Genomic DNA, 25581 nt, shown 5'->3' on the forward strand with positions numbered 1-25581 from the left:
GCGTAAAGCCATTCCGTTCATTGCACCACCGCCACTACAGTCGTCCGCCTCCTTTCCCGTCACGGTCGAGCACGAGGGTGCGGCACCGCCGCGGGGAGGAGGAGGACCGTCGCATGGAGGGGGGCGCAATGACGCGAGGAAGCAGAAGCTGGTTGCGGAGCCTGGCTGTGGGCCTGTGTGTCGCGGCACTGGCGGGGTGTGACGGGGAGAAGGCGCCGGAGGACCCCACCGACTCGGGGACCGCGGTCGACGCCGGCACATCGGACGACGCGGGCAGTCCCGACGACTCCGGTACGCCGGGTGAGGAGGACGCGGGGATTCCGGCCGACGCGCGTTTCGCCGAGCCACTCGCCGCCGGCCTGGAATTCAGTCTCGCGCTGAAGGAGGACGGCACCGTCTGGGCCTGGGGCCGCAACAACCTGGGCCAGCTCGGAAATGGGACAGACACCCCCCAGGTGACACCCACGCAGGTATCGGGCCTCACTGGCGTCGAGGCCCTGGCCGCGGGCGAGTCGCACGCGCTGGCGCTGCGAACCGATGGCACCGTCTGGACCTGGGGCTACAACATGCACCTCGAGACGGGCGGTGACAATGAGAGCGACCCCCTCCGGCTGACGCCCGAGCAGGTGCCGGGCCTCACCGACGTGGAAGTCCTGGTCGCGGGCCATGGCCACTCGCTGGCATTGAAGTCGGACGGCACCGTCTGGGCCTGGGGCAGCAACCGGTACGGCCAGCTGGGGAATGGGTCCCTCACCCAGCGGGTGAAGCCCATCCAGGTGCCCGAGCTCACCGGGGTGGTGGCCCTGGCCGGAGGCAACAGGCATTCGCTGGCACTGAAGTCGGACGGCACCGTCTGGGCCTGGGGCAGCAACGACATGGGACAGGTGGGCCGTGCAATCGAGCTTCCCTATTCCATACCGGTGCCCACGCAGGTGGCTGGACTCTCCGGTGTGGTGGCCGTGGCCGCGGGAGGCATCCACTCGCTGGCGCTGAAGGCGGATGGCACCGTCTGGGCTTGGGGCCACAATCTGTACGGCGAGCTGGGCGAGCCGACCCCTGCCCGCCGCGAGACGCCCGGGCAGGTGCCCGGCCTCACCCACGTGGTGGCCGTGGTCGCGGGCGCCACCCACTCGCTGGCGTTGAAGTCGGACGGCACCGTCTGGGCCTGGGGCGACAACTCGGACGGCCAGGTGGGCGATGGGTCTTTCGCAACGAGAAAGAGCCCCACGCAGGTGCCGGGCCTCACCGGCGTGTCCAGCGTGGCTGCCGGCTACAACACGACGCTGGCGCGCAAGACGGACGGCTCCCTCTGGGTCTGGGGCAATGCTCACAGCAAGTTCCTCACTCCAACGCTCTCCCAGCTCACGAATTGCCAGCAGGTGGCCGCGGGCTCCCTCCACACGGTGGCGCTGAGAAAGGACGGCACCGTCTGGGCCTGGGGCAACAACGCGGCCAGCCAGCTGAGCAATGGGCCGGGCCCCGTACGGCCGACGCCGATCCAGATGACTGGGCTCACCGGCATGGTCCGTGTGGCGGCGGGCACCTATCACTCGGTGGCGTTGAAGTCGGACGGCACTGTCTGGGCCTGGGGCGTCATCATCCTTGACCAGGAGCAGACCGGCTTCTGGCTGACGCCCACGCAGGTGACAGGCATCACCAGCGTGGCGACCCTGGATGCGGGCGAGGACCACGTGCTGGCGCTGAAGTCGGACGGCACCGTCTGGGCCTGGGGCCGCAACTCCGGCGGTCAGCTGGGAGATGGGACGACCACCCCGCGGCTGACGCCCGCACAGGTGCCGGGCCTCACCGGAGTGACGGCGGTGGCCGGAGGCGAGAGTCACTCGCTGGCGCTGAAGTCGGACGGCACCGTCTGGGCCTGGGGCGACAACTCTCATGGCCAGCTCGGAGATGGGACCATCACGCCGCGCCGGGTGCCCACGCAGGTGCCGGGCCTCACCGGGGTGGTGGCTCTGGCAGGGAACGGTGCGTCCTCGCTGGCGCTGAAGTCGGACGGCACCGTCTGGCGCTGGCCCGGCGGCGACGGTGGTCAGTTGATGCCCACGCAGGTGCCGGGCCTCACCGAGGTGGCGGCCCTGGCCAGGGGCGGCTTGCACACACTGGCGCTGAAGAGGGATGGCACCGTCTGGGCCTGGGGCAACAACGCCGATGGCCAGCTGGGCGATGGAACGGTCAGCGGGCGCTCGACCCCCGCGCAGGTGCCGGACCTCACAGGTGTGGTGTCCCTGGCCGCGGGAGAAAAGTTCTCGCTCGCGGTGAAGGCCGACGGCACCGTCCGGGCCTGGGGTCTCAACCTCGATGGACAGCTGGGAAATGGCCGCGCAGGAGTGAACCCGTCCCCGGTTCGGGTCAGGTGAGGGCTTGGCGGCCACCTGGCTGGCGGCGTGGTTGCACGCTCGCCGGGTGGCGCCGAGATTGTGCGCGAGGAGGCTCCACACACGCTCGGCCAGTGGGGAGCTCCGATTCGAGACGCCGCGCGACCTCGTCGGCGATGGGGGCGGGCCTTGGAACGGTGGCTTCCCCCAGCTCGCTGTCGATGGCCAGGACCAGCTCTACGTCGTCTGGGAGCTCTTCCCCAACCCGTCAGCGCGGCCCAGGGGATTGGGCTTCTCGCGCTCCAGCGACGAGTGAGCAGGCCGCGCGGGTAGGGTGCCCCTGACCAACGCGTCAAAGAAACCAGCGGCCCATCCGCATACCGCGAACGAAGGCCGCCCCGAAGGCCAGGAAGAGAAGCGGGGCCGCCAGGCTCGCCAGCACCGCGCGGACGCTGTCGTGCGTCAGGAAGGCACCGACGGCACAACCCACCCCCGCGAGCAGTGCCACCCGCGTGAACACCGTCAGCCCCGAGGTCTTGCGGCCCTCGACGCTCGCGAGGGGAGGAGCAGCTCGCGCGGCCTCCCAATCGGCCTGCGACACGTCGATGGCGTGGAAGAACGACTCCCACTCGCGCGGCCAGGGGAGCGTGTCTCCGGCCTTCAGCGTCTTGCGCGCGAACGCTGCCTCGAGCTCGCTGTCATTTTCGGCATCGGAAACGTCCTTCGCGGCCTCGAGTTCCTCATCCGAGAAAAGCCAGGCCTCCCAGGGCTGGGGTTGCCCCTCCACGCGTTGCCAGACTCCATCGGCGAACTCGATGCGGCGTTGCACCTGGCCGTTTTCGCAGTGCATGACGCTCACCGTGCTGGCCGTTGTCTGTACGAGGACCCAGACCACCTGACCGGAAACCTGCCTGGACAGCGCGACCGTGGCGGCCTCGCCGTCCACCACTCCCGGCAACGCCAGCTCCATCCAGCCCGAGACACGGCGTACCGTGCATGTCCCCTCGACCTCGGGGCGAAGCCCGGGTGGCAGTTCTCCGCGGAAGTAGATGGCATTCCAGGTGCTCATTGAATCCACTCTACTGGAGAGCGACCCCGGCCATCGGGGAGCGCGGGCTACTTCTTCGCGGGAGGCGGCTCGAGCATCAGCCGTGCCCTGACGGACTCCGCGCCCTTGTCCGGGCACACGTAGCGCGCCTTGCGCATCGCCTCGACCAGGCACCCACGCGTCTCGGCGAGCTCCGGGGGCAGCTCGAACGCCGCCCCGGCCACCGTGCCATCCGAGGCGAGGGAGAGGGTGACGGGCGCCTCGAATGCGGCGAGCGGCTTTCCCTTCACGCAGGCCCCGGCCGCGTCGTTGACATCCCGCGAGGACTCGAACGGCAGCTCGAGTACCCAGGCCCTGTTCTCGGGGACAGGGGAGCGCGTCGAGGCGGGGGCCAGAGCCGAACCGCCGCGAGGCAGGTGGTGATTGACGACCGAGACGAAGAGCCGCCGCTCTCGCGCGCTCGCGGGGAACGTGGCTCGAGCGAACGCACCGCAGAGACAGGCGTGATGGGCCGGGCTCGTCGGCTCTTCCGACCTGGGAAGGCAGGCGGAAACCTGCCCCTTCGGGTCGATTTGAAGCCCGACAAAGGAACGGCCGTGCCCCGGCACATGACACGTCTGGATTGCCTCCTCCACTTCCGCCAGCGCCGGACGGAGCGGCTTCACCGCGGCTGCGCCGCTCGGAGCGCGGGAAAAGAACGGACCGCGCTTGCCCCAGGCTCCCAGCAGGACGGAGTACTCGAGCTCGACGCCCTGCTCACGGTCCACGTCCAGGATGGAGTAGCTCGGAAGCGGCTCGGGCGCCTCGCGGAGCTGACGAACGGCCGATACCCAGCCGTCGCCGGTCTCGGGATGCGCCACCGTGGTGCGCCATCTCAACCTGCGCGGAGGTTCGTCCTCCGGACCGGGGAGAACGACCCGGACTTCGAGCACGTGCCTCCGCTCGCAGGTCCTGTCCTGCTCCTGGAGGGCCATGGCGTCGTTGCCGCCGAGCAAGGCCTGCCAGCCGCGCGAAGGCTTCGGGGCGAGCCAGCTCCCACAGACGCTGGTGACGGTGATGGACGCGCTCGCCGCGCCGGGATGGCGGCGGGAGATGAGTTCCTCGAGGCTGGGAGACTTCGCACAGACCGGGCCGTCCTCGACGGTGCGACCGGACGCGGCGAGCACCGCGAGCGCGCGTACCTCCGGGGGCGGAACGAGCTTGGCGCCGACCTTCTGCCCGCCGAGGAACGCAGCCACCGCGTCGTGGAGCTTCGTGGCCTCCGCGTCCAGCAGGACGGCGTCACGCACTTCGGGTGGCTTGAGGACCCATCGCGGCGGTTCTGGAGGAGGCGCGGCGGAAACGAGCAGGCCGAGGAGGGCAGCGGGAGCAGGAGTCATGAAGGGTTCCGGGAACTCGCGAGACCTTCGGGCGCATGGAGCGGCCGGCACGCCCTTTCGGAAGGGTCGGGATGTACCCGACGGCCTGAGCGCTCACAAGCTGGCCACGGTCGCCACGGACGTGGCGCCGCCACCGTGGTGACCTGGCGGAACCTCGTCCTGGCGGAGTGCGCTGGACCCACCTGAAGTCCGCTCTGACTCGTCCGTGGATGTGAGTACCTGAGCGTCCTCAATCCTGTCACACCTCGACGCGGTCGCGCGGAAGACAGACGCTCATCCCTCTGGATATGTATTGGCTTTCATTGACCCAAATGATTTCCATGTCTACCTTTTCCAAAGAGTGAGCTCACACCACGCCCTGTGATGATGTCTCGAGACTCGAGAGCCCACTCTTGCTGGCCAATACCTGTCTGCCGGGGTGGAACATGAAGAGTCTTGGAATGTCCGTTGTCCGCGTGGCGGCTTGTGCGTTCCTGCTGGGTGCTTGTGGACCTGCCATGGAGGGCGAGGAGCTGAAGGTCGCCGAGCCCATGGTCGAGAAGGATGCGCCCTCTGGCGTTCCCGATCCTGACGCGCTCGAGGTCTCGGAGCCGGGGATGGTGCGGGCGCAGGGGATTGTGGGGGAGCTGGGCAGTCTGCTGGGTTCCCCCGTCACGCCCCCTTACGCGGGCATCAGCACGGCCAGCAACCAATGGTACGTCAATTGTAATAACGGGTACTCGCGAGACATCGCCTACACCTGGAGGGTGCCAGCGACGGGGTCGTACACCTTCAGCACCACCGGCTCGAACTTCGATACCGTCCTGCAGATCCGCCGTCTGAGCAACACCTCGGAGGTCCTGGGCTGCAACGACGATACCCCCAGCACCCTTCAGTCGAGAATCACTCTCAACAGCCTCTTCAGTGGGGCGCAGTTGTTGATCATCATCGAGGGCTATGACTACGGCGAGTACACCGATTATGGCAATATCGCCCGCCTGAACATCACCAGGAATAATTGAGGCGGGGAGAGCAGGTCCTGCCACCGCGAGCGGCGGGAGGTGACATCCCTCCCGCCACCCGCACGCCTCACGGAACGAACTTCCAGGGCACCGTGGCCGCAGGCTGGAAGCAGTGGATGTGCGCGAGCGTCCCGGCCGTCAGCTCCTGGATGACTCCGGCCCCGTAGCCGCGGGCCTGGCACCAGCGGCTCACCTCCAGCTTGGAGTCCGCCGACGAGAAGCTCCCCGCGTTCGACGCGGGTCCGAGCTGCTCCTTGGGCACGTCCTGGATGAGGCCCGAGTTGAAGCACCCCACCCACGGCCGTGTCGTCAGCTCGAACAGCTGCCCCGTCGTCCACCCCAGGCTGTTGCACCAGCGGTGCACGGCCGCGTTGCAGTCCATGGCCTGCGCGAAGCGGTCGTCCGAGCACCCCGCATGCTTGCGCGCCAGCTCCTCGAAGGTGACGGCCAGGCTCTGGTGCTGGATGGGCGTACACGCCACGCTCACCTCCGTCGCCGTGGCCGCCGCCGGCACGCCCATCAGCGAGATGGGCGGACGGTTGCCGATGAGCTGCTGAATCGTCTCGTACACGTTGGTGCTGTTCGCCAGCGCGTCGTGCGCCCCGCGCTGCGCGCAGACCCGGTGCATGGACGACGCACACGCCTGCGTGCCCAGCGCCCCGTAGGCGTTGCACCCCGGGTGCTGCTGGCTCATCCCGAACTGGCCGCCCGACGGCGTCACCTGGATGGCCTCGTCCTTACAGTCCGCTCCGTGCGTCGTCATGCACACGCTGCGGTTGGAACGCGCCTGCGTGAAGAAGCGCACCTCGTCGATGGCGCCGCGGAACGAGCCCTCGCCCGTGGCGGGGCACGCCTGCGTGTTCATCGCCACGCCCGCGCCGATGGACAGCGTGCCCGTGCCCAGACGGAACGAGCCCGTGACGACCGGCAGGGAGCGGCCCGTGGACACGCCGTTGATGTACTCGTTGAACTGCCCCGTGACACCGTCCCACGTATAGGCGAGGTGGCTCCACACACCCACGGGCAGGGCGGGGCTCGTTCCCAGGCGCACCCGCTGGCCGTTGAGCTGGAAGGACATCTGCACCGTGTTGTTGGCCTCGTAGATGAGGTCCAGCGCGCCCGCCTTCTGCAGCAGGTAGCGGTACGGATTCCCCGTGCAGCCCTGGTTGATGTTCGCGTCCGGCCGGATGGCCAGCTGCACCGTGAAGCCTCGCACCAGCGCTCCCACGCCGGGCACCGTCCCATTCGCGTCCGTGAGGTTCACCGTGACGGCGCCGCCTCCCGGGACGAGCAGCGCCTTGCCCTTGCCCTGCGGCTCCCACACCGAGCCCGAGGCCGGCAGCGTCACCGCGTTGCCCGGGGAAATCTGCGCCGTGCCCGTGAGCGTGCCCGTGTAGAAGCGGCCCGACAGGTCCGGCGTGCGCGTCAGGTCATACGCCCCCGCCCGCGTCACCATCTCGTTCATGGGCAGGAAGAGCAGGTGGAAGGGGCTCATCAGGTCCCCGATGTCCACCTCGCTGTAGTCCGCCGTGTTGCTGCCGAAGAGCGAGAGCACGTCGTGCGTCTTGGTGACGGGCAGGTAGCGCGTCTCGTTGCTGGAGCCCGGCGGGAAGTTCTGCGCGGGCGCGCGCTCCTGCTCCAGGTTCCACATGGGGCCCGAATAGAACAGGTGCGCGATGTCACTGCGGTCCGTGTTGATGGCGCCGTCGATGTGGTACGCGGTCCAGTTCGTGTCCGCGCCAATCAGGCTCACCGCCTCGCGCCGCGCTCCGTCCGTGTAGATGACGCCCGTGTAGACGACGTTACGTCCCTCGTGGTCCACCCACGCGTAGGCACCGCGGACGAGCGCGCCCGTGGTGGTGGTGCCGAAGGCCTCACCCGTGGCGGCCTTCAAGGGCTGCCACGCCAGCGGGTAGCGCTTCACGCCCGCGTTCGTGTCGTTGAACATCATCGACAGCGGGCGAGGGTTGCTCCAGCCCGACGCCGCGCACGGCGTGGGGTTGTACGAGTACATCAGGTGGTCGATGACGCCGTTGTTCGCGGGGCCCCCCTGGAAGATGAGGAGCCGCCCGTCGGAGGTCATCGTCGGCTCGATGCCCCGGAGGGTGGCGCCCGTGGTGGTCGTCAGCGTCTCCAGGTTGCCCGTGGTGAAGGACGAGATGTCCGCCTGCGCCGTGAAGGGCAGCGACACGCGGATATCCACCGGGCGCCGGCGGAACACGTTGTCCCCGTTGAACATCCGCGAGTCGAAGAGGTACGGCTGGTAGATGGCCAGCCCGTTGGCCAGCGTGTACGGCTGCGCCGGGTTCGTGAAGCAGAAGGCCAGCGCGTTCTCTCCGTTCCGCACCTGCGTGGTGCGCCCGGGGGAGAAGGCATTCGTGAAGACGGGCCGGCCCTGCGTGTCGTACGTCATCGCCTCGGGCCGGAAGACCCGGGCAATCCACGTGGTCGTCGTCGTCGCGTGGTCCTCGCCGATGTTGCCCACGAAGACGCGCCCATCAATCGTGGACGAGTGTCCGTTCGCTCCGAAGGGCGTGCGGATGCGCGTGTTCACCAGCGATGGACGTCCAGCCGCGTCCGCCTCCAGAGAGAGGAGGGTGGCGAGCAATGGCACCGCGAGCAGGACTCGGGGTGGACGGAGGCGGGAGGGCATGATGGCTCCTTTCGAGGAAGTCGGATAATACTTGATTTTGACCTCCGGAGCCGTGAACCTCCGTTGACAACGCATCTTGCGGCAGGCATCGTGCTTTCACTCATGACCTTCGCGCCCTCCACCGCTTGTTGCTGCTGTGACGCACCAGCGGTGGGCGCCTGTCCGCCAGCGGCCTGAAGAGCCCTGGTCGACCCGGTCCGAAAAAGCCCACTGCCCGCGAGGGAGTGGGCTTTCGAGTTTCAGGACCCGAACCCGGCCCATCCCATCGCGACCCCCGCTTCACCTCGAGGTCACGTATGGAAGTCCGCTCCTGGGTTCTCCCGCTGCTGCTGTCCCTCGCCGCCTGCTCCAAGTCGGGCGGAGGTGACGCGCCCGCGCCCGGCGGCGCCGTCACGCTGCTGAACGTCTCGTACGACCCCACGCGCGAGCTGTACGAGGACTTCAACGCCGCGTTCGCGAAGCATTGGGCGGCGAAGAGCGGTCAGAAGGTCACCATCAAGCAGTCCCACGGCGGCTCCGGCAAGCAGGCGCGGGCCGTCATCGACGGGCTGGAGGCGGACGTCGTCACGCTGGCGCTCGCGTACGACGTGGACATGCTCCACGACAAGGGCCAGCTCATCCCCGCCAACTGGCAGACGCGGCTGCCGGACAACAGCTCGCCGTACACGTCCACCATCGTCTTCGTGGTGCGCAAGGGCAACCCCAAGGGCATCAAGGACTGGGAGGACCTGGTCAAGGAGGGCGTCACCGTCATCACCCCCAACCCGAAGACGTCCGGCGGCGCGCGGTGGAACTACCTCGCCGCGTGGGGCCATGCGCTGCGCAAGCCGGGTGGCAGCGAGGCCACCGCCCAGGCCTTCGTGGAGAATCTCTTCCGCAACGTCCCCGTGCTGGACTCCGGGGCGCGCGGCTCCACCACCACCTTCGCCGAGCGCGGCCTGGGTGACGTGCTCATCGCCTGGGAGAACGAGGCCTTCCTGCTCACGCAGGAGGTGGGCAAGGACAAGTTCGAAATCGTCGTCCCGTCGGTGAGCATCCTCGCCGAGCCGCCCGTCACCGTCGTCGACAAGAACGCGGACAAGCGCGGCACCCGCGCCGTCGCCGAGGCCTACCTCCAGTACCTCTACTCCGACGAGGGCCAGGAGCTGGCCGCGAAGCACCACTACCGCCCGCGCTCCCAGGCGGTGGCCGCGAAGCACGCCTCCAAGTTCCCCGGCGTGAGCCTCTTCACCATCGCCGACGTCTTCGGTGGCTGGAAGAAGGCGCAGGCCGCGCACTTCGATGAAGGCGGCGTCTTCGACCGCATCTACGTCCCCAAGGCCCGCTGAGGAAACGCCGCCATGGCCGTGTCCTCCAAGCGCCGCGTCCTGCCGGGCTTCCGGCTGTCGCTCGGCTTCGCCTGGTTCTACCTGGGCCTCATCGTCCTCATCCCGCTCTCCGGCCTCTTCCTCCGGACGTTCACCCTGACGTGGGCGCAGTTCTGGGAGACGGTGACGGCGCCTCGCGCGCTCGCGGCCTACCAGCTCACCTTCGGCGCGTCGTTCGCCGCCGCCGCCGTCAACGTCGTCTTCGGACTGCTCGTGGCCTGGGTGCTGGTGCGCTACCGCTTCCCCGGCAGGGATTTGGTGGAGGCGCTGGTGGACCTGCCCTTCGCGCTGCCCACGGCGGTGGCGGGGCTGACGCTGACGACGCTGTTCTCCGCCAATGGCTGGTACGGCCAGTACCTGGAGGCGCTCGGCCTCAAGGTGGCCTACACGTCCGTGGGCGTGGCCGTGGCGCTGACCTTCATCGGGCTGCCATTCGTCGTGCGCACCGTGCAGCCCGTGCTGGAGGACATCGACGCGGACGTGGAGGAGGCCGCGGCCACGCTCGGCGCCACGCCGTGGCAGACCTTCACGCGCGTGCTCTTCCCCAGCATCCTCCCGGCGCTGCTCAGCGGCTTCACGCTGGCGTTCGCCCGGGCGCTCGGGGAGTACGGCTCCGTCGTCTTCATCTCCGGCAACATGCCGCTGCGCACCGAAATCGTCCCGCTGCTCATCATCACCAAGCTGGAGCAGTACGACTACGCGGGCGCCACGGCCATCGCCGTCGTCATGCTGGTGGCGTCATTCGTACTGCTGCTGGCCGTCAACCTGCTCCACCGCTGGACGCACCGCCGGCTGGAAGCCCGGCCCGGACACTGAGCCCCATGCATCCCTCCACCCTCGTCCTGCGCCGCCGCACGCGGACGCTCAGCGGGCCGGCCGTCGTGCGCTGGGCACTCATCGGCGCGGCGCTGCTGTTCCTCGCGGTGTTCCTCCTCGTCCCACTGGTGGCGGTGTTCACCTTCGCCTTCCAGAAGGGCTGGGCGGCGTACGTCGCGGCCATCAGCGACCCGGAGGCGCTGGCGGCCATGCGCCTGACGCTGACGGCGGCCGTCATCGCCGTGCCCCTCAACCTCGTCTTCGGGCTGGCCGCCGCGTGGCTCATCGCCCGGTTCCGCTTCCCCGGGCGCTCGCTGCTCGTCACCCTCATCGACCTGCCCTTCAGCGTGTCGCCCGTCATCGCGGGGCTCATCTTCGTGCTGCTCTTCGGGCGGCAGGGCTGGCTGGGGCCGTGGCTGGCGGAGAGGAACCTGCAAGTCATCTTCGCCGTGCCGGGCATCGTGCTGGCCACCGTGTTCGTGACGTTCCCCTTCGTCGCGCGCGAGGTGCTGCCGGTGATGCAGGCGCAGGGCAGCGACGAGGAGGAGGCGGCGCTGACGCTGGGCGCGAGCGGGTGGCGGACGTTCTGGCGCGTCACACTGCCCAAGGTGAAGTGGGGCGTGCTCTACGGCGTCATCCTTTGCAACGCGCGGGCAATGGGCGAGTTCGGCGCCGTGTCCGTCGTGTCGGGCCACGTGCGCGGCATCACCACGACGCTGCCGCTGCACGCGGAGATTCTCTACAACGAGTACGACTTCGTCGGCGCGTTCGCCGTGGCCTCGCTGCTGACGTTGCTCGCGCTCGTCACGCTGGTGGTCAAGAAATACGTGGAGTGGAGGAGCGTGGCGTCATGAGCATCATCGTCGAGCAGGTCACCCGGCGCTTCACCTCGGGCGGCTCCCCGGCCGTCTCGGAGGTGTCCTTCCAGGCGCCCCGGGGCGCCATCACCTCGCTGCTGGGGCCGTCCGGCGCCGGCAAGTCCACGCTGCTGCGCCTCATCGCGGGGCTGGAGGTGCCGGACGCGGGCCGCATCCTCATCGATGGCGTGGACTGCACGTCCATGCCCGTGCAGAAGCGCGGTGTGGGCGTCGTGTTCCAGAGCTACGCCCTGTTCCGCCACATGACGGTGCGCGAGAACATCGCCTTCGGCCTGGACGTGCGCGGCAGCCCCCGCGCGGAGACGGACGCCCGCGTGGACGAGATGCTCCGCCTGGTGCAATTGGAGGCACTGGGCGGCCGCTACCCCGGGCAGCTCTCCGGCGGGCAGCGGCAGCGCGTGGCCTTCGCCCGCGCGCTGGCCATCCGGCCCCGCGTGCTGCTCCTGGACGAGCCCTTCGGCGCGCTCGACACGCGGGTGCGCGAGGAACTGCGCGAGTGGCTCCACTCGCTCCACGAGCGGACGGGGCTGACCACGCTGCTGGTGACGCATGACCAGCAGGAGGCGCTGGAGATTTCCCAGCACGTCGTCGTGATGAGCGAGGGGAGGGTGGCGCAGGCGGGCTCGCCGGAGGTCATCTACAACCGGCCCACGTCGCCGTTCGTCGCCTCCTTCATCGGCGGGGCCAGCGTGGTGCGCGGCCGTGTCGAGTCGGGGAGGGTGGCCATGGGCTCGCTGTCGGTGGACGTCGCGGCGTCGGCCCGAGAGGGCGAGACGGTGCAGGCCTTCGTGCGCCCCCATGACATCAAGCTCGCGAAATCGCCCGGGGGCCTGGTGAATGGGCATCCCCCTACCGGCCGGGTGGAGCGGCTCAAGCCCGTGGGCGGGTACGTGAAGGTGCTGTTGCGCCTGCCCACCGGAGACGAAGTCACGGTGGAGGTGCCGCGCTCGGAGTTCGATACGCTCGGCGTCGCCGAGGGTGACGCGGTGCGCGCGGATGTCCGGTCCGCGACGGTCTTCGTCGGGGACTACGCCATCTGACAGCGTCGCTCAGCCGGATTGAGCAACGGGGTAGCCGCAGTGGGTAGACGCCAGGGGAGGGCCACTTCATTCCGACGCCCAAGGAAGCAGTCGTGTCCTGCCACCGGACGTTACGCTGAATGTCCAGCGCCCGATGACGCGGTGCGACGCGCCCTGCGGGAATCCCGGGGTCGTCGCATCTTTCTCCATTACCCGAAAAAACTGGTTGAATGCCCGTCCCGGGCGAGCAGGCGCCGGGGCGGGGCCCCGGTTTCCGGCCCATGGAGGAAGACATGCACAGACGACAGGATTGGCGTTCGATGCTGATGGTCGCGGGTTGCGTGGCCCTGGCTGGCGGTTGCGGCGAGGAGACGTCCCCCGAGCCCGAGCCGTTGCCCCTCGTGAGTCAGGCGCAGCGCGAGCTGGCGTACGACCCGGGACCGGGATGGAACCTGGCGTGGCAGGACGACTTCACGGGCACCAGCGTCAACGGCGCGTACTGGACGGTGCTGACGAGCAACTACGACCCCGTCACCAACAACTGCAACTTCGGGACGGGGGAGCTGGAGTTCCCCCGGCCGCAGAACGTCACCGTGGGGGGCGGCAAGCTCGTCATCACCGCGGAGCGCACGAGCGACGGGCCCTATGACTCGCGCTGCGCCGGGTACGGGCCGCGCTCGTTCTACTCCGGCCGGCTGCACACCAAGGGCAAGGTGGAGCGGCGCTACGGCAAGCTCGTGGCGAGCATCAAGATTCCGTCCGGCTACGGCATGTGGCCGGCGTTCTGGACGCTGGGCGGAAACATCTCCTCGGTGGGCTGGCCGCGCAGCGGTGAAATCGACATCCTCGAGTGGCACTCCAACGAGCCGACGTGGATGAAGTCGGCGACGCACTACTTCGCCAACAACGCCGCGCAGCACTGGGGCACGGGGGCCAGCCGGGGCGTCAACCTCGCGGACAGCTTCCACGTCTACGAGGTGGAGTGGACGGCGAACCAGATGATCTTCCGGCTGGATGGCCAGACAAAGGCGACGGCGGACTTCTTCCACAACGAGCCGGCCTTCCAGCAGAACCACTACATCCTGCTGAACCTGGCGTTGGGCGGGAACTGGTACGGCAACCCGCCGGCCAGCGCCATCGCGCTCGGGGCGGGGGAGCGCAAGACGATGGAGGTCGAGTGGGTGCGCTGGTACGACGCGGGGCCCACGTCGCCCACGACGCTCACCAACCCCGGCTTCGAGTCCGGCATGACGGGCTGGGCCACGTGGAGTCCGAATGGCACCGAGGCCGCGGACTTCAGCGAGACGCACAATGGCGGCCACTCGGGCAGCTACCACCTGACGCACTGGACCAACGGCTCGCCGTTCGAGGTGTGGACGTACCAGACGAGGTCCGGGCTTCCCTCGGGCACCTACAAGGTCCGCGCGTGGGTGCGAAAGGGCGGCACGTTCGCCGTGGCCAACCTGCAGGCGAAGACGTGCGGCTCGTGCGCGCCGGTGGCCACGGCGCTCGGAACGTATGGCGCGTGGACGCTCGTGGAGACGCCGCCCATCTCCGTCACGGGCGGGTACCTGGAACTGGGGTTCCACACGCGCGTCACCGCGGGGAACGCCGCCAACTACATCCACATGGATGACGTGGAGTTGATTCGGCTCTAACGGGCGCCCGCCACGGAAGCGAACGGGACCTCGTAGTGGGTGACGTGGAGGTCCTTGTCGATGAGGAAGCGCTCGTCCTCCGGGTAGAAGACAGCCTGCTCGGGGGACGGGCCCGCGAAGCGGCGGATGGCGTCCATGGACTCCCAGAGCGTGACGAGGAGGAACTCGGCCCGCTCGCCATGGACGCGCCGCAGGCAGTACGCCCCGAGGTTGCCCGGGGTGGCGCGGTAGTTCTTGAGGCCTGTCTCTTCCAGGTACGTCTGGTAGGCGTCGGCGTCGGTGGCCTTCGTGACGCCGCGCCAGGTGCGGGCCAGCATGGGGAAGCTCCTCTCGAGGTGGAACCCTGGCGCGGAGCTTTAGCCGGCGGTGAGCACGGTTACAGCAGCAACCGCCACGACAGTCCGGCGAGCGTCGTGTAGCCCACCACCGCGCGCTCCACGCGGCCCTCGGGTGACAGGAAGACCACGGTGGGGAAGGTGTCCACGCGCCAATCCTGCTGGACGCCGTCGTCCCCGAGCAGCACCGGGTAGTCCACGCCGTGCTTCGCGACGAAGCGCCGCACGGCCTCCTCGTCGTCGTACGCCAGCGCCACGGACACCACGTGCGCGGAGTCTCCCGCGAGGCTCCGCAGCCGCGAGATGTTGGACGACTCCATGCCGCATACGCCGCACCACGGAGCCCAGAAGGCCAGCACCACGGGCTTGCCGCGCAGGGAGTCCAGGCTCACCGTCTCGCCGGCCAGCGTGCGCAGCGTGAAGGCCGGCGCGGGCGTCCCGGCCCCGGGCAGGCGCCGCGCCTGCCATGCGGCCACGGCCGTGAGCAGGACCGCCAGCACCACCAGGTCCACGCCCCAGCGCACCCACCAGCGGCGGCGCGCGTGCTCCCACCCGGACTTCAGTCGCTCCAATGCTCCGGCCTTGCCCTGCATTCCCATTCGCTCCGGAGCCAGCGTCTCCCGCCGGAGCACCCGCGTGCTCCGGGCCGGGCACTTCACGTCGCGTCCCCTGGCCCGCTTCGGACGCGACCGTCACCGTAACACCGGGGCGACCCTCCTTCAGGACGGCCGTCCCGGGGCTTCGTCACGTCACGGCGAGACCGGCCCGACGCCCTGCCACGCGGCGTCATCCGGTCCGTCACCTCACGCCAGCGCGGGCTCCGCGGGCACGGCCCACGCCCCGGTCCGGAGGCTCTCTCCGGCCTGCCGCTGCGCGCGGCCCACGGCCTTGATGACGGCGTGCTCCGCCCGGTCCAGCGCCTTGTCCACCGCCGCCACCAGCGTGCTGCCCTTGGCCTCCAGCGTCAGCTCCTTGCCGTGCTCCAGCCGCAGCGTCACCCGGCACGCCTTGTCCACGCCGCCGCGCGGGCCGTTGGTGTCCTCCAAGCGCAGCACCACTTCCTTCACGCGGTCCGACAACCTGTCCAACGCGAAGAGCACGCGGCGCTCGCAGTGGGTGCGAAGGGTCTCGGTGAGGGGGATGTGACGGGCTCGGATTTCGATACGCATCCAGGACGCTCCTTCTGGCCCCCCATTGGGCCTACTTCTTCTCTGTGCATCCGGTGCTTTTGCCGCAAATAGGAAAAGCCCCCGTGGCGCTTCGGAAAAACCGAAGGCCCACGGGGGCTTGTAGGCCGAAGGGGGAGGGTGCCCCACTTCGGAGCCGGGACTACGGAGGCGTCGTCGTGGCCGTGGCGGCGGGCTTCTGGGACGACTTGCCCGCCGGCGGCGTGGCGGCCGCCTTGGCCGCGTCCTTCAGGTCCTTCGAGGCGGCCTCGGCCGTGGCGGTGTCCGCCTCGGGGGCGGGCTTCTTCTTCTCCGGCAGCGCGTAGATGGGCTTTTCCGGCACCGAGCGGGCGCCGATGCGCACCTGCTGCTCCACCATGCGGGACCAGAGCGACGGCTTGGGGCCCACCAGCGCGTTGTCCGCCAGCACCAGCGTGCGCACGTCCTGCGCGCGGCGGTACAGGCGCGGCGCCACGTCCGGCTGCTCCGGGTCCGAGTCGCTCACCTGCACCTGCTCCTGCACGCTGATGCCCTTCTCGTCGAAGGTGAGCGTGGAGGTCAGCTCGAACTTGCGGCGCAGCCCGTTGGGCAGCTCGAAGGTCATCTCGCGGGCCAGCGGGAACCACGCGGCGCCCAGGCACGCGCGGGCCTTGTCGGACACGGACTCGGTGAAGAAGCGGTTGGTGCGCAGCGGCATGATGCGCGCGTGCCGGCGGCACACCTCCTCGCCCTCGGTGGTGCACGCGTCACCCTCGGCCACCAGCACCCGGGTCTTCTGCACCGTCTCCAGCCGCAGCTTCGCGTTCTTCGGCATGGCGCGCAGCGAGCCCAGCGCATCCACGCGGAAGCCCTGCTCCGTCGTCTCCACCAGCGCCACCGGCCCGAGGGCCTCGCCGTTGGTGAAGCGCCGCGTAATCACCCACACCAGCCGCTGCCCGGCCTGGAGCGTCTCCAGCACCAGGTCCTCCTCGGTCAGCTTCTCCGGGGGCGGCAGGGCGAGGGCGTCGGGGCCGGGCTCCACGCACTCGTCGGCGGCCGGGTCCTGGGACCACACGGGCGCGCCCGTGCAGTCCACCGCCGGCCGCGGCGCGGCGCCGGTGTCCTTGTCATAGCCGTGCAGGAGCAGGGCGAACCACGTATCGGGCGTGGGGAAGGAGCGCGCGTTGGCGCCGGCTTCCGCGAAGCACATCGACGGCTTCTGCACGGTGGCGCAGCCCGACAGCAGGGACAGCGCCACGGCGGAGACCTGGAGCATTCGTCTCATGGGTTTCTCTCAGGCATGGGCGAACTGGAGGTCCCAGTCGCCTTCCGCGGTCAGGGCCACATGCAGCTTCGGGGGCACCGCGCCGCCCACCAGGTGCTGCAACAACTCGCGGGAGAGCACGGGCATCAACGAGCCCTGGAGGATCTGCTCCATGTTGCGCGCTCCCATCTCCGACTCGGTGCACCGGCGCGCCAGCTCGTCCAGCAGGTCCGGCGCCAGCGTCGTGTCCACGTTGTGCGCGGCCTTCAGCCGGCCCACGAGCTTGGACAGCTTCATCTCGGCAATCTGGCGCATGACATCGCGCTGCACCGGGCCGAAGGGGACAATCGTCATGCGCGCCAGCAGCGCCGGCTTGAAGTGCTTGCTGAGCGCGGGCCGGATGGCCGCCACCACCTGCTCGGTGGTGGGCTCCGCGAAGTCCTCGTACAGCCGCATCAGGATGTCCGAGCCCAGGTTGCTCGTGAGGATGATGACGGTGTTCTTGAAGTCCACCTGCCGGCCCTCGCCGTCCGTCAGCGAGCCCTTGTCGAACACCTGGTAGAAGAGGTTCATCACCTCCAGGTCGGCCTTCTCGCACTCGTCCAGCAGCACCACCGAGTAGGGCCGCTGGCGCACCGCCTCCGTCAGGAGGCCGCCCTCGCCATAGCCCACGTAGCCCGGCGGCGAGCCGATGAGCCGGCTCACCGTGTGCTTCTCCTGGAACTCGCTCATGTTGAGCGTCGTCATGAAGCGCTCGCCGCCGTAGAGCGTGTCCGCGAGCGCCAGCGCCGTCTCCGTCTTGCCCACGCCGCTGGGGCCCACGAAGAGCATCACGCCAATGGGTGTGTCCGGGTTGCGGATGCCCGCCTGCGAGATGCGGATGATTTCGGCCACCTTCTTGATGCCGGCCTCCTGGCCGCGCACGCGCGAGCGGAGCTTGTCCTCCAGCGTCAGCACCGAGGCGAGCAGGTCGCTGCGCATCTTGCCCACGGGCACGCCCGTCCAGCCGGCCACCACGCGCGCGACGATGTCCGCGTCCACGTCCGCGTGCACCAGCGGCACCTCGCCGCGCACGCTGGCGAGCTTCTTCGTCGCCTCGTCCACCGCCGCCTTCAGCGCCGCGGTGTCCGCGTCCGGCTTCGCCTCGCGCAGCGCCTTGCGTGCCTCCATCAGCGCCGCCACCGCCGCGCGCTCCGTCTCCCAGCGCGCGTGCAGCGTGGCCCGCTCGTCCTGCGCGGCGCGCAGCCTGTCCTCCGCCGCGGCCAGGGCGTCCTGCTCCTCCTTGCCGCCCGTGCCCTCGGTCAGGTCGCGCTTGCGCGCGTCGCGCTCGCGCTCCAGCGAGGCAATCTCCTGGTCCAGCGCCACCAGCTCCTCGGGGCGCGTGGACAGCTCAATCTTCACGCGGGCCGCGGACGTGTCGAGCAGGTCCACCGCCTTGTCCGGCAGCTGCCGGCCGGAGATGTAGCGGCTGGACAGACGCACCGCGGCGGACACGGCCTCGTCGCGGATGGTGACGCCGTGCGCCGCCTCGTACGTGGGCCGCAGGCCGCGCAGCATCAGCTCCGCGTCCTCCACGCTCGGCTCCTCCACCTTCACCGGCTGGAAGCGCCGCTCCAGCGCCGCGTCCTTCTCGAAGTACTTCTTGTACTCGGCCCACGTGGTGGCCGCGAGCGTGCGCAGCTCACCGCGCGCCAGCGCCGGCTTGAGCAGGTTGGACGCGTCCGTGCCGCCCTGCGAGCCGCCCGCGCCGATGATGGTGTGCGCTTCGTCGATGAACAGGATGATGGGCGTGGGTGACGCCTTCACCTCGGCGATGACGGCCTTGAGCCGGTTCTCGAACTCGCCGCGCACGCCCGCGCCGGCCTGGAGCAGGCCCAGGTCGAGCCCGAGCAGCTCCACGTTCTTCAGCGCGTCCGGCACCTCGCCGCGAACAATCGCCCAGGCCAGGCCCTCCACGAGCGCCGTCTTGCCCACGCCCGGCTCGCCCACGAGGATGGGGTTGTTCTTCCGGCGGCGGGAGAGGATGTCCACCATCTGCCGGATTTCACGGTGCCGGCCGAAGATGGGGTCGATCTTCCCCTCGCGCACGCGGCCCGTGAAGGACGTGGCGAAGCGCTTGAGCGCCTCGTCCCCGCGTCCGCCCGGAGCCCCGGCCGCGCCACCCGCGCCCGCGCTCACGGCGGCGTCCGCGTTGGCCACCTCCACGTTCTCCGGCGAGGGCCGCAGCACCACGTCCAGCGAGGACATGAGCTCGTCGCGGCTGATGGCGTCCAGCTCCTGGAAGAGCTCCGCGGTGTAGCGCGAGCGCCGGCTGACGAACTGGGCGAACAGCACACCCGAGCGCAGCCGCGTGGCGCCCTGCTCCACGGAGGCCAACAGCCATGCCTCTTCGAACCACTGGAAGAGCGTCTCGGAGAAGACGGGCCGCCCGGCATTGCCGGCGCGCAGGCCCTGCAGCGCCCGCTCCATGCTGGACAGGAGCTGACGGCGGTCCACGCCGAACTGCTGGAGGATGCGCGCGACGTCCGAGTCCTCCGGCTCCAGCATCTGCACGAGCATGTGCTCCGGGACGATTTCGTAGAACCGTCCCGCGCTCGCCCGGGCCACGGCGGCCTCGAGCAGACGGGTAGAGGTGGGCGTCAGACGACGGACCAACGCTTTCGGATCGACGCGAATGGGAGCCCCCAGAAAATGACAGCGATGTTGGACGGTATACCGGGCAGGCCGAGCGCCGTAAATCCCCGGCCCTCACGCCCGCCCGCTCGGGATTTCATCTCGCCACGGGAACACTGAGCTGCGTTTGCTGGCTGTTGCCCAGCCATGTGTCCCGGCCCAGCTTGCTCGGTTCCTTCTGGGAGAGGCGGAATTGGTTCCGCACCCCCTCTGTGAGGCCGAGCTCCAAATCATACTCCAGCGGGTCCTTCACGAAGAGGGCCACCACCTCGCGCACCAGTGGCAGCAGGTCTCCGTCCGGCATCAGGCGCACATAGGCGCGGGGCGGCAGCGGGCTGACATGGATTTGAATCTTCCCCGTCCTGTCGAAGGCCTTGCCGCCCAGGAGCATGTTGCGCCCGAGCTGGTGGTTGGCCTGCCCCAGCTGCGCCCGCGCGTCGATGTCCACCCACCGGCCCACGAACTGGCGCACCGACACCCGCGCCCCTTCCAGGTCGTCACCCAGCACGTCCTGGAGGGCCACCTCGAGCTGCTCCGCCGTGCGGAAGCGCCCCGCCAGCAGAGGGGCGATGCGCAGCAGGCGCCAGGTCGGCAGCTTGCCCTCCAGCGGCTTCTCGTACGTGTCGAAGCCGCCCAGCGCGAGCAGCCGCTTGGACCACTGGTCCTGGAAGCCCGTGTCCGTCTCGCTGGTGACGCGGTACTTCGACTCGATGCGGTACAGCAGCGACAGGAGCCGGTGGTGGAAGAGGTCCAGGAACTCGCGCCGCACCGGGTGGTCCGGGTCCTCCTGGGCGACTTCCTCCGCGATGTAGTGGGGGAGGGGGCTCACCGAGCCCGTCAGCCCGAGGAAGCTCGTCACCACCTCGAAGAGGGGCCGCCGCGAGTACGGGTCCTCCGCGCGCACCGGCACCTGATGCAGCGTGACGCTGTTGACCTCCCCGGAGGGGAAGCCCAGCGACGGGTCGTGCCGGAAGCGGATCATCTCCTCGTTGACGGGGCCGGCCGCGCCCACGCGGACGGAGCCCGCGGTGAGCCGCTCCAGGAAGGCCACCAGCGGGAAGAAGCCCGCCCGCGGCGCCGACCCGGTCAACTGCTCGGCCGCTTCTACAAGAGCGTCTGCGTTCCGTTCCTCGGAAGCCACGTGTACTCCGTCTGCGAGGGGTGGAGGCGGATGCTCAGCTCGTTGAAGGAGTTGATGGTGACGTGGGACGCGAGCAGCTCCTCCAGGATGCAGCCGAAGAGGAACGAGTCACCCACGCCCATGAAGTTCTCCTCGTCCATGTCCACGCGCGTCTTGTGGCCCCGGAGCGGCGCGCCCTCCAGGAACCGCGTCACGGGCTTCGTCTCCACGTGGCGGATGGCGTTGATGCGCAGGCGGCTGGCGCGCGCCGCCAGGTTGTCCGTGAGGGAGTGGAAGTTGTAGAGGTCCATCAGCCGCCGCAGCGCCGCCGCGTCCGCGAGCGAGTGCTGGTTGATGGCCAGGTGCGACAGGAGCCGCCAGTGCAGCTCCGAGCCCAGCGGCGGGCGCGCCGGCCGGCTCACCGGGGAGATGTTCTTGAACTTCGCCTGCGTGGGGCTGGCCGAGGTGGAGGCCGTCAGGTCGCCCACCTGGAGCCGCGAGGGCAGCGAGCGGTTGGTGCACGTCAGGTCGATGGAGAGCGCCTCCTCGGCGTCCAGCGCCGGCGCCACGTCGCGCGGCGTCTCCAGGGTGATGTACGTGTCGATGCCGTCGTCCAGCGGCGAGTGCGAGCGGCGCAGCCGGTAGAAGGACTGCTCCGCGTCCCCGCCGGCGGTGTGGCTGAACTCGAAGAAGGGCCGGTAGTTGCGCCGCGCGTTGCGGCCGGCCTGCAGGCCCGTCACCGTGTCCACCGAGTACACCTCGGCGTGGTTGGGCGGCAGGTCCGACGCGCGGATGAGGTGCTCGCGGTCCAACGTGCGGTGGAGGATGGGGTCCGCCGGCACGCTGAAGAGGTTGACCACCGGCGCGCAGTGCAGCCGGAACATCTCCCGGTGGATGCGCGCGTCCAGGGGCGGCGGCCGCTCCAGGTGGAAGGAAATCTCGAACTTGTCATCCTTCAGCGACGCCGCGGCGTCCAGCCCGCGCACGTCGAAGAAGAGGAACTTCTCCGGCAGCGTCAGGTACTCCTGGAGCTGGCGGTAGCCCTCGCTGGCGCGCGGCCAGGGCAGCAGCTTGAAGTCCCGGTCGAAGCCCACCGGGTGGATGGCGTTGGCCGGCAGCCGGATGCCGTCCCCGGTGGAGGACGCGCCGCGCACGCGCACCTGGCGGCAGTAGCGCAAGAGCCACAGCAGCACCACCGACGCGGCGGACAGCTCGCCGTGGATGAACAGGCGCAGGCCCTGCGAGCGGAACACCTCCGCGCGGCCCTGCTCCGTCGTCTGGAAGTACAGCCGCAGCACGGGAGACGTAATCGACGCGCGGTCCAGCAGCGCGTCCGTCAGCTGCACCGGCAAGAGGTCCACGTCCGTCGTGGTGCGGAAGACGCAGGTGGTGCCGTCGATGGGCTGCGACGCCACTTCCGCGCCGGCGGGCACCTTGGAGCGGCCGCGCAGCGCGCGCAGGTGCGGGGAGAACTCGACGATGCTGGAGGCGGGCAGGGGACGCAGGTAGTGCGGCAGCAAGAGCTCCGTCAGGCCGTGCACCAGTTCGGGCACGTCGTCGTCCACCCGCTCGCGGATGCGCGCCGTCAGGAAGGCGAAGCCCTCCAGGAGCCGCTCCACGTCCGGGTCCGCGCCACGTTCCACCAGCAGGCCCGCGACGGAGGGGTTGGCCAGCCCGAAGGCGCGGCCCATCTCCCGCAGGTACGACAGCTCGCTCAGGTAGTACTTGCTGAACATCCTCGCCCTCTGCCTCTCACCGCGTGGCTCACCACAGGTCCACGCGCCCGCCCGGATGTACCTGCGTATGGAAGCGCACCATGCCCCGCCGGTCCCGGGTGGCGAGCTGCGCGGTGATGTCGAAACGCAGCGCCGTCGGGTCCGTCGGGTCCGCGGCGTAGTGCACCACCACGTTCTTCAACCGTGGCTCGAAGTCCTGGATGGCCGTGCGGATGGACTGCGTCATCCGCGGAATCGCCGACGGGTACGAATGGACGATGTCGTTCAGGTCCAGGATGCCGTACGCCGGAGTCGCCACGGATTCACCCTTGCGCGTGTTGAGCAGGTTGCGCAGGTGCTCGGCGATGGACTCCACCACGTCGCCGGGTGGCGCGAGCGTGCCGTTGCCTTCGGCGATGCGGGACAACAAGCCTCGGGAGCCCATAGGTCTCTTCGGTCTTCAGTGAAGAAGCCCCACCTGCCGACCGCCCGCGTCGACTGCCGCGCGGACGGCCGGAGGGTGGAGCGGACGCGATTAGCGCTGGGTGTCCCAGGTGTCCTCGTGCGTCACACCACCGGCCGTGATGGTCCAGTTGATGGTGTGGAACACCAGGGAGATCTCCTCCATGGGCGGCAGGTTGGTGCTCGCCGGGATGAAGGAGTCCGGGACGTACTGCTTGATGCTGTTGATGCGGGCCTTCTTGATGGACGTCGTGTAGAACTGCTCGGTCGTGCCATCTCCCGTGGGGTTCGGGCGGAAGAACTTGAAGGTCGCCTCGATGACCTGGTTCTCGCAGAGGGCCTTCATCAGCAGCGGCGACGACTTGTCGATGCGCTTGCGGATGGTGATGCCCTCGTACTGGCGGCGGCCGGTCGCCAGGCCGGAGCCGGCCTCGCGAGCGGTGAAGACCTTCTGGTCGTAGTAGACGCACTCGATGGAGTCGGCGCGGCCCAGGCTGGTCTGGGTGCTGTCGCCCTTGATGTCGGTGCCGTTCGCCTTCAGGTACAGGTGTACTGACTCTGCCATGCTTCAACCTCTTCGCTATGCGCCTTCGCGCGGGGGTGGCCCGGGCTCACGGTGAGCCCGGGTGTTGGAGCCCTTACAAACTAGCTGATCTGACCGACAGAGCGTGAACCGGGCTCACTCCTTGTCCAACTTGCCCACCAGGGACAAGGTGAACGACGCGCCCATGTACTTGAAGTGCGGGCGCACCTGCAGGCTGCAACGGTACCAGCCGGGCTGACCCTCCACGTCCTCGACGGCGACGCGGGCGGCGCGCAGCGGGCGGCGCGAGCGGACGGCGGGCGCGGGGTCGTCCATGTCGGAGATGTACTGGCTGAGCCAGTGGTTCAGCTCGCGCTCCAGGTCCGACTTCTCCTTCCAGCTGCCAATCTGCTCGCGCTGCAGCACCTTGATGTAGTGCGCCAGGCGGGTCATGATGAACATATACGGAAGCTGGGTGCCCAGCCGGTAGTTCGTCTCGGCGGCCTTGCCCTCCGGGGTGTTGCCGAAGAACTTGGGCTTCTGCGCGGAGTTGGCGCTGAAGAAGGCGGCGTTGTCCGAGTCCTTGCGGAACACGAGGCCGATGAAGCCCTCCTCGGCCAGCTCGTACTCGCGGCGCTCGGTGAGCAGGATTTCGGTGGGGATCTTGGTCTGGATCTCCCCCATGGCCTCGTAGTTGTGCAGCGGCAGGTTCTCCACGGCGCCGCCGGACTGGGGACCGATGATGTTCGGGCTCCAGCGGAACTTGGCGAAGGAGTCCGCCACGCGGCTCGTCATCGCGACGGAGGCGTAGCCCCAGAGGTAGCGGTCGTGGTGGCCGACGACGTCCTCGGTGAAGTTGAAGGCCTTCACGGGGACGGTCTTCTCACCGTAGGGCAGGCGCAGCAGGAAGCGCGGCATGGCGAGGCCGACGTAGCGCGCGTCCTCGCTCTCGCGGAACGAGTGCCAGCGGGCGTACTGCGGGCCCTCGAAGAGGGACTTGAGGTCCTTGAGGTCCGGCAGCTTGAGGAAGCTCTGCTCGCCGAAGACCTCGGGAGAGGCATTGGCGATGAAGGGCGCGTGGGCCATGGCGGCCACGGAGGCGCACTTGCGCAGCAGGTCGATGTCCTGCGGGCCGACGCCGAAGTCGTAGTTGCCGCAGATGACGCCGTAGGGCTTGCCGCCGAAGACGCCGTACTCGTTGGAGTAGACGAGCTTGTACAGGCCGCTCTTGACGACCTCGGGCGCGTCTTCGAAGTCCTTGTGCAGGTCCTCCTTGGAGACGTTGAGCATCTCCACGCGGGTGTTCTCGCGGAAGTCCACGCGGTCCACGAGGAACTTCAGCGAGCGCCACGAGGACTCGAGCTTCTGGAATTCGGTGGCGTGGAGGATCTCGTTGACCTGGGCGGACAGGCGCTTGTCGATCTCGGCGATCATCGCGTCGACGAGGGCCTTGTCCACGCGCTCCTCGGAGCGGTTGGGCGACAGCATCTCCGTGATGAAGGCCTGCACGCCGCGCTTGGCGACGTCATAGCCCTCGTCCTTGGGCTTGAGCTTGGCCTCGGAGAGGATTTCGTCGAGGAGGGAGAGCGAGGCGTCGGCGGCGACGCCCGTGGACTTCTGGGTCTGGGTCTCAGTAGGCATGGTGTTTCAAATCCCCCGAAAGGTGTGGGCTACTTCGTCTCTTCCTTGAGGCCCAGCTCCTTGATGAGCGCCTTGCGGCCCTCCTCGTCGGCCAGCAGCGCCTGCAGCTTCTTGCGGAACGCGGGCAGGTTGCCCAGGGGCCCCTTGAGGGCGTTGAGCGCGCTGCGCAGCTCGAGCAGCTTCTTGAGCTCGGGAACCTGGTTGACGACGCTCTCCGGGGAGAAGTCGTTGAGGTTCTTGAACTGGAGCGTGACGTTCATGGTCGCGCCCGGGTCGGCGGACAGCTTGTCCGCGGCGGTGAGGGTGACCTTCAGGTTCTGCTGGGCCATCACCTCGTTGAAGTTGCCCTTGTCCACGTTGATGGGCGCGCGCTGCTCGAGCGGGCGGTCATCGGCCTGGCCCGTGAAGTCCCCCATCATGAGGACCTTCAGCGGCAGCTCGACCTGCTCCTGGGCATTGCCGGTGGCGGGCTTGTAGACGATGTTGACGCGCTCGGTAGGGGCAACAGAACTCTCTTTGCTCATCTGCGGCTTTCTCCTTGGGTGATGCGT

21 protein-coding genes are annotated in these 25581 nt (G+C 69.1%); 7 read left to right on the plus strand and 14 right to left on the minus strand.

Translation table 11 applies throughout. The features are described from left to right. The first annotated feature begins 152 nt into the window (after positions 1–152). Positions 153–2375 (plus strand): RCC1 domain-containing protein, encoded by a 2223-nt coding sequence (locus tag HG543_RS00100; RefSeq protein ID WP_246356641.1) that lies wholly within the window; start codon positions 153–155, stop codon positions 2373–2375. Positions 2376–2685: 310 nt separating this feature from the next. On the opposite strand, the gene HG543_RS00105 is transcribed toward HG543_RS00100, so the two are convergent. Then, on the minus strand, positions 2686–3402 hold the full coding sequence (locus tag HG543_RS00105) for a hypothetical protein (protein WP_169342558.1): 717 nt from the start codon (positions 3400–3402) through the stop codon (positions 2686–2688). Between the two features lie 47 nt (positions 3403–3449). Then, positions 3450–4670 (minus strand): hypothetical protein, encoded by a 1221-nt coding sequence (locus HG543_RS00110; RefSeq protein ID WP_169342559.1) that lies wholly within the window; start codon positions 4668–4670, stop codon positions 3450–3452. A 530-nt stretch (positions 4671–5200) separates the two neighbouring features. Between HG543_RS00110 and HG543_RS00115 the strand changes: the two genes are divergently transcribed. After that, a complete protein-coding gene (locus tag HG543_RS00115) occupies positions 5201–5761 on the plus strand; it encodes a hypothetical protein (RefSeq protein WP_169342560.1) in 561 nt (186 codons plus the stop codon). A 67-nt stretch (positions 5762–5828) separates the two neighbouring features. On the opposite strand, the gene HG543_RS00120 is transcribed toward HG543_RS00115, so the two are convergent. Further along, positions 5829–8414, minus strand: a complete 2586-nt coding sequence (locus HG543_RS00120) for a LamG domain-containing protein (RefSeq protein WP_169342561.1) — start codon at positions 8412–8414, stop codon at positions 5829–5831. A gap of 296 nt (positions 8415–8710) precedes the next feature. Here HG543_RS00120 and HG543_RS00125 point away from each other — a divergent pair, with 296 nt between their 5' ends. From HG543_RS00125 to HG543_RS00145, 5 genes are all read left to right on the plus strand, one after another. Further along, entirely contained in the window at positions 8711–9742 is a 1032-nt protein-coding gene (locus HG543_RS00125; RefSeq protein WP_169342562.1) for a sulfate ABC transporter substrate-binding protein, read from the plus strand. 12 nt (positions 9743–9754) lie between these two features. Next, positions 9755–10597, plus strand: coding sequence for a sulfate ABC transporter permease subunit CysT (cysT, locus tag HG543_RS00130; protein WP_169342563.1), 843 nt, complete (start codon positions 9755–9757; stop codon positions 10595–10597). A gap of 5 nt (positions 10598–10602) precedes the next feature. Further along, the gene (gene cysW, locus HG543_RS00135; protein ID WP_169342564.1) at positions 10603–11451 is read left to right on the plus strand and encodes a sulfate ABC transporter permease subunit CysW; all 849 of its coding nucleotides are present in this window, start codon (positions 10603–10605) and stop codon (positions 11449–11451) included. Continuing rightward, on the plus strand, positions 11448–12515 hold the full coding sequence (locus HG543_RS00140) for a sulfate/molybdate ABC transporter ATP-binding protein (RefSeq protein WP_169342565.1): 1068 nt from the start codon (positions 11448–11450) through the stop codon (positions 12513–12515). Before cysW ends, HG543_RS00140 begins: the two co-directional genes overlap by 4 nt. 272 nt (positions 12516–12787) lie before the next feature. Further along, positions 12788–14152: a glycoside hydrolase family 16 protein gene (locus HG543_RS00145; protein ID WP_169342566.1), complete on the plus strand. Its 1365-nt coding sequence runs from the start codon at positions 12788–12790 to the stop codon at positions 14150–14152. Here the strand turns inward: HG543_RS00145 and HG543_RS00150 are convergent. The 11 genes from HG543_RS00150 to tssB all read right to left on the minus strand — a co-directional run bounded on the left by HG543_RS00150 (position 14149) and on the right by tssB (position 25554). Next, the gene (locus HG543_RS00150) at positions 14149–14469 is read right to left on the minus strand and encodes a hypothetical protein (RefSeq protein WP_169342567.1); all 321 of its coding nucleotides are present in this window, start codon (positions 14467–14469) and stop codon (positions 14149–14151) included. The two genes, HG543_RS00145 and HG543_RS00150, sit on opposite strands and share 4 nt — an antisense overlap. A 59-nt stretch (positions 14470–14528) precedes the next feature. Continuing rightward, positions 14529–15086: a TlpA disulfide reductase family protein gene (locus HG543_RS00155; protein ID WP_169342637.1), complete on the minus strand. Its 558-nt coding sequence runs from the start codon at positions 15084–15086 to the stop codon at positions 14529–14531. Between the two features lie 204 nt (positions 15087–15290). After that, complete coding sequence (locus HG543_RS00160; RefSeq protein ID WP_169342568.1) at positions 15291–15656, minus strand: HPF/RaiA family ribosome-associated protein; 366 nt, start codon at positions 15654–15656, stop codon at positions 15291–15293. A gap of 160 nt (positions 15657–15816) precedes the next feature. Next, positions 15817–16917: a hypothetical protein gene (locus HG543_RS00165; protein ID WP_169342569.1), complete on the minus strand. Its 1101-nt coding sequence runs from the start codon at positions 16915–16917 to the stop codon at positions 15817–15819. A 9-nt stretch (positions 16918–16926) separates the two neighbouring features. After that, positions 16927–19551, minus strand: coding sequence for a type VI secretion system ATPase TssH (gene tssH / locus HG543_RS00170; protein ID WP_281404345.1), 2625 nt, complete (start codon positions 19549–19551; stop codon positions 16927–16929). Between the two features lie 115 nt (positions 19552–19666). Then, the gene (gene tssG, locus HG543_RS00175; protein WP_211193630.1) at positions 19667–20659 is read right to left on the minus strand and encodes a type VI secretion system baseplate subunit TssG; all 993 of its coding nucleotides are present in this window, start codon (positions 20657–20659) and stop codon (positions 19667–19669) included. A 14-nt stretch (positions 20660–20673) separates the two neighbouring features. After that, on the minus strand, positions 20674–22425 hold the full coding sequence (gene tssF, locus HG543_RS00180; protein WP_169342571.1) for a type VI secretion system baseplate subunit TssF: 1752 nt from the start codon (positions 22423–22425) through the stop codon (positions 20674–20676). A gap of 28 nt (positions 22426–22453) precedes the next feature. After that, a complete protein-coding gene (gene tssE, locus HG543_RS00185; protein ID WP_246356642.1) occupies positions 22454–22831 on the minus strand; it encodes a type VI secretion system baseplate subunit TssE in 378 nt (125 codons plus the stop codon). A gap of 108 nt (positions 22832–22939) precedes the next feature. Then, positions 22940–23431: a type VI secretion system tube protein TssD gene (gene tssD / locus HG543_RS00190; RefSeq protein WP_169342573.1), complete on the minus strand. Its 492-nt coding sequence runs from the start codon at positions 23429–23431 to the stop codon at positions 22940–22942. A gap of 114 nt (positions 23432–23545) precedes the next feature. Further along, a complete protein-coding gene (gene tssC, locus HG543_RS00195) occupies positions 23546–25030 on the minus strand; it encodes a type VI secretion system contractile sheath large subunit (RefSeq protein WP_169342574.1) in 1485 nt (494 codons plus the stop codon). A 29-nt stretch (positions 25031–25059) separates the two neighbouring features. Beyond that, positions 25060–25554 (minus strand): type VI secretion system contractile sheath small subunit, encoded by a 495-nt coding sequence (gene tssB / locus HG543_RS00200; protein ID WP_169342575.1) that lies wholly within the window; start codon positions 25552–25554, stop codon positions 25060–25062. Between the last annotated feature and the right edge of the window lie 27 nt (positions 25555–25581).

It is taken from the genome of Pyxidicoccus fallax, from assembly GCF_012933655.1.
Taxonomy (GTDB): Bacteria; Myxococcota; Myxococcia; order Myxococcales; family Myxococcaceae; genus Myxococcus; species Myxococcus fallax.

What these genes read in the sequence shown, in the direction of transcription:
- HG543_RS00105 (WP_169342558.1), bottom strand. Translation starts at nt 3,402, where the DNA reads ATGAGCACCTGGAATGCCATCTACTTCCGCGGAGAACTGCCACCCGGG.
- HG543_RS00115 (WP_169342560.1), top strand. Translation starts at nt 5,201, where the DNA reads ATGTCCGTTGTCCGCGTGGCGGCTTGTGCGTTCCTGCTGGGTGCTTGT.
- HG543_RS00120 (WP_169342561.1), bottom strand. Translation starts at nt 8,414, where the DNA reads ATGCCCTCCCGCCTCCGTCCACCCCGAGTCCTGCTCGCGGTGCCATTG.
- HG543_RS00125 (WP_169342562.1), top strand. Translation starts at nt 8,711, where the DNA reads ATGGAAGTCCGCTCCTGGGTTCTCCCGCTGCTGCTGTCCCTCGCCGCC.
- cysT (WP_169342563.1), top strand. Translation starts at nt 9,755, where the DNA reads ATGGCCGTGTCCTCCAAGCGCCGCGTCCTGCCGGGCTTCCGGCTGTCG.
- cysW (WP_169342564.1), top strand. Translation starts at nt 10,603, where the DNA reads ATGCATCCCTCCACCCTCGTCCTGCGCCGCCGCACGCGGACGCTCAGC.
- HG543_RS00140 (WP_169342565.1), top strand. Translation starts at nt 11,448, where the DNA reads ATGAGCATCATCGTCGAGCAGGTCACCCGGCGCTTCACCTCGGGCGGC.
- HG543_RS00145 (WP_169342566.1), top strand. Translation starts at nt 12,788, where the DNA reads ATGCACAGACGACAGGATTGGCGTTCGATGCTGATGGTCGCGGGTTGC.
- HG543_RS00150 (WP_169342567.1), bottom strand. Translation starts at nt 14,469, where the DNA reads ATGCTGGCCCGCACCTGGCGCGGCGTCACGAAGGCCACCGACGCCGAC.
- HG543_RS00155 (WP_169342637.1), bottom strand. Translation starts at nt 15,086, where the DNA reads ATGGGAATGCAGGGCAAGGCCGGAGCATTGGAGCGACTGAAGTCCGGG.
- HG543_RS00160 (WP_169342568.1), bottom strand. Translation starts at nt 15,656, where the DNA reads ATGCGTATCGAAATCCGAGCCCGTCACATCCCCCTCACCGAGACCCTT.
- HG543_RS00165 (WP_169342569.1), bottom strand. Translation starts at nt 16,917, where the DNA reads ATGAGACGAATGCTCCAGGTCTCCGCCGTGGCGCTGTCCCTGCTGTCG.
- tssF (WP_169342571.1), bottom strand. Translation starts at nt 22,425, where the DNA reads ATGTTCAGCAAGTACTACCTGAGCGAGCTGTCGTACCTGCGGGAGATG.
- tssD (WP_169342573.1), bottom strand. Translation starts at nt 23,431, where the DNA reads ATGGCAGAGTCAGTACACCTGTACCTGAAGGCGAACGGCACCGACATC.
- tssC (WP_169342574.1), bottom strand. Translation starts at nt 25,030, where the DNA reads ATGCCTACTGAGACCCAGACCCAGAAGTCCACGGGCGTCGCCGCCGAC.
- tssB (WP_169342575.1), bottom strand. Translation starts at nt 25,554, where the DNA reads ATGAGCAAAGAGAGTTCTGTTGCCCCTACCGAGCGCGTCAACATCGTC.